The organism is Streptomyces sp. NTD91, from assembly GCF_059510455.1.
The window spans coordinates 1-741 of record NZ_JCAJZW010000149.1; the positions used below are offsets into that span (position 1 = coordinate 1).

Sequence of the window (741 nt, forward strand, 5' to 3'; positions counted from 1 at the left end):
GGGCCGGCGACGGGCAGCTCGCCCTGAAGAGCGACACCTGCTGGCGCTCGTGGCAGCCGGTCAGTGGTTGCATTCGTCACTTCGACATTTCCATACGACGTATGGTAACAATGAGAGCGTACTTCCGTACGACGTATGGAACTGCTCGCTCGGACCACACCGGGCGTCATGCATCGCCTGGCAGAACCGCCGTAGGCGCAGATCACCCCCTCGGGAAGGAAAGATCATGAACAAGCTCGCGAAGCGCATCGCCCTCACGGTGTCCTCCGTCGCGGTCGCCGGTGCCGCCGTCCTCGGTGCCGGTGGCGCTGCTTCGGCCGCGCCCCTTGCGTCCACGCACGCCCAGCACCCGACCGACGGGGCCGTGGCCGCTGACTACAGCTGGGACCACGGTGTCGGCTACCTGCTCGAGCGGGGCTACTCCTGCGACGAGACCCGCGGCTGGCACCAGGACCGCCACAGCACCGATTCGACCCGGCACGACTGCGACGGTCTCTCCTACCGCGATGGTCACTTCTACCGCTGGGAGGGCGAGGGACACGGCTGGACGTCCCACAGGTCCCACCGCCACGACGGGAACCGCTGCGAGCACAACGGCGGCGGGGGCAGGCACCACCATGGCCTGAGCCGCGACGACCGGTGAAACGGGTCTCGGCCATGAGCGCAAGCAGTTCCCCCCGGCCCCGTCCCCGCCGACGGCGGGAATCCAGCCGGCGCTCGGGGGACGGCGTCCCCAACTGC

General features: G+C 69.1%; 1 protein-coding gene. It reads left to right on the forward strand.

The genetic code is table 11. The features are described from left to right. Window positions 1-226: 226 nt before the first annotated feature. Window positions 227-643 (forward strand): hypothetical protein, encoded by a 417-nt coding sequence (locus tag AC5WRT_RS38985; protein WP_496101106.1) that lies wholly within the window; start codon window positions 227-229, stop codon window positions 641-643. Window positions 644-741 lie beyond the last annotated feature (98 nt).

Coding starts and splice junctions, on each gene's coding strand:
- AC5WRT_RS38985 (WP_496101106.1), top strand. CDS start 227: ATGAACAAGCTCGCGAAGCGCATCGCCCTCACGGTGTCCTCCGTCGCG.